This is a genomic window from Streptomyces hainanensis, assembly GCF_004348415.1.
Taxonomy (GTDB): domain Bacteria; phylum Actinomycetota; class Actinomycetes; order Streptomycetales; family Streptomycetaceae; genus Streptomyces; species Streptomyces hainanensis.
Genome location: NZ_SMKI01000794.1, coordinates 1 through 1650, shown reverse-complemented (window position 1 = coordinate 1650; position 1650 = coordinate 1). Strand labels below are relative to the sequence as shown.

Below are 1650 nucleotides of genomic sequence, written 5' to 3'. Positions count from 1 at the left end.
CCTCCCGGCCCTCCCGGCCTTCCCGGCCTTCCCGGCGGTCCCCGCCGAAGACCACCCGGAACACCTGCCGCGCGATGTCCTCGGGGTTCTGCTCCGGATCGCGCGACTCGGCCAGCGCACCGTCCAGCCAGAGGCTGGCGAAGCCGTGGGCGGCGGACCAGGCCGCCAGGGTGAGCGCCCGGCCCTCCGCGCCCGGGAGCCGGGACGACAGGCCCCGCGCGCCGGCGGCGAGCACGGCGCCCGCGCGGTCGCGCGCCGCCACCAGCTCGGGGTCGTCGCCCCGGTAGAGCTCGGTCCTGAACATCACCGTGAAGTGCGCCCGGTGCCGCACGGCGAACCGGACGTAGGCGACCCCGACCTCCCGGAACTCGCCGTTCGCCGCCGCCTCCGCCTCCAGTTCGTCGGCGAACAGCCGGTAGCCCTCCGCGGCCACGGCCGTCAGCAGCCCCGCCTTGTCGCCGAAGTGGTGCACGGGCGCGGTGTGCGAGACGCCGGCCCGCCTGGCCAGCGCGCGCAGGCTCCAGCCGGTGGGCCCCGACTCGTCGATCGCCTCCAGCGCCGCGTCCATGACGGCGCGGCGCAGGTTGCCGTGGTGGTAGCTCGCCTGACTGATCCGCCCCACCTCCCTCTTCTCTCCGCCGGCCACGGCCGTCCAGGGCCGCACCCGGAAATCTTTACATTGACAAGTTCGCTCCGGTGGTCCACTCTCGAACCCATCAGATCTTACCAATGGAAAGATGAGGGCAGTCGGATGGCGCCGTTCCTCTTCCTGCTCGGCGGGACCGCTGTGCTCAGGCTCCTCGGCCTCGTCGGCGTCGACGCGCTGGACGCCTGGCAGCCGGCGGTGCGCGGCGGCCTCGCGCTGATGCTCGTGGTCACGGGCCTGGCCCACTTCGTGCCGCCCAAGCGCGGCGAGCTGGTCGCGATGGTCCCGCCGCGCCTGCCCCGGGCCGAGCTGCTGGTCACCGTCACCGGCGCCCTGGAACTGGTCGGCGCCGTCGGCCTCCTGATCCCGCCGGTCGCGCCGTTCGCCGCCGCCGCCCTGGCGCTGCTGATGCTCGCCATGTTCCCCGCGAACGTCTCGGCGGCGCGCCGCGGCCTCCCGGTGACCCCGCTCCCGACCCGGATCGCCCTCCAGGCCGTCTTCGTCGGCGCGGCCGTCGCCGCCGCGCTCTGAAGGTGCCCCGCTCCGGTCAGACGGTCTCCGTCCTGGCGAACTGCGCGGCCTGGATGCCGTACATCTCCGCGTACCGGCCACCGCGCCGCAGCAGTTCCTCCGGGCTGCCGGACTCCACCAACCGCCCCTCGTGCAACACGTGCACCAGGTCGGCGTCCCGCACCGAGGCCATCCGGTGCGTGATCAGCACCACCGTCCGGCCGGCGTCGCCCAGCTCCCGGATCCGGCCGAAGACCTCCTGCTCGGCCCGGGCGTCCAGCGCCGCCGTCGGCTCGTCGACGATGAGGATCGGCGCGTCCCGGTAGGCGGCGCGGGCGATGCCGAGCTTCTGCCACTGGCCGCCGGAGAGCTGGTGGCCGCGCTGGAACACCCGGGAGAGCAGCGTCCCCCAGCCGTGCGGGAGCCCCGCGACGACGTCCCCGGCGCCGGCCTGCTCGGCCGCCCGCCCCAGCCGCTCCTCGGTGATCGACGCC

Annotated in this window: 3 protein-coding genes; 1 reads left to right on the top strand and 2 read right to left on the bottom strand. The window is 75.0% G+C overall.

Features of this window, described 5'->3' with window-relative positions; all coding sequences use genetic code 11:
• Positions 1-622: TetR/AcrR family transcriptional regulator (locus E1283_RS35990; RefSeq protein ID WP_341829984.1), on the bottom strand; the 622-nt coding region annotated here is incomplete at its 3' end.
• A 129-nt stretch (positions 623-751) separates the two neighbouring features.
• Here E1283_RS35990 and E1283_RS35985 point away from each other — a divergent pair.
• Positions 752-1177 (top strand): DoxX family protein, encoded by a 426-nt coding sequence (locus E1283_RS35985; protein ID WP_132822361.1) that lies wholly within the window; start codon positions 752-754, stop codon positions 1175-1177.
• Between the two features lie 16 nt (positions 1178-1193).
• Here E1283_RS35985 and E1283_RS35980 read toward each other — a convergent pair.
• The coding region (locus tag E1283_RS35980) for an ATP-binding cassette domain-containing protein (RefSeq protein ID WP_132822360.1) at positions 1194-1650 on the bottom strand (457 nt) is incomplete at its 5' end.

Coding starts and splice junctions, on each gene's coding strand:
- E1283_RS35985 (WP_132822361.1), top strand. CDS start 752: ATGGCGCCGTTCCTCTTCCTGCTCGGCGGGACCGCTGTGCTCAGGCTC.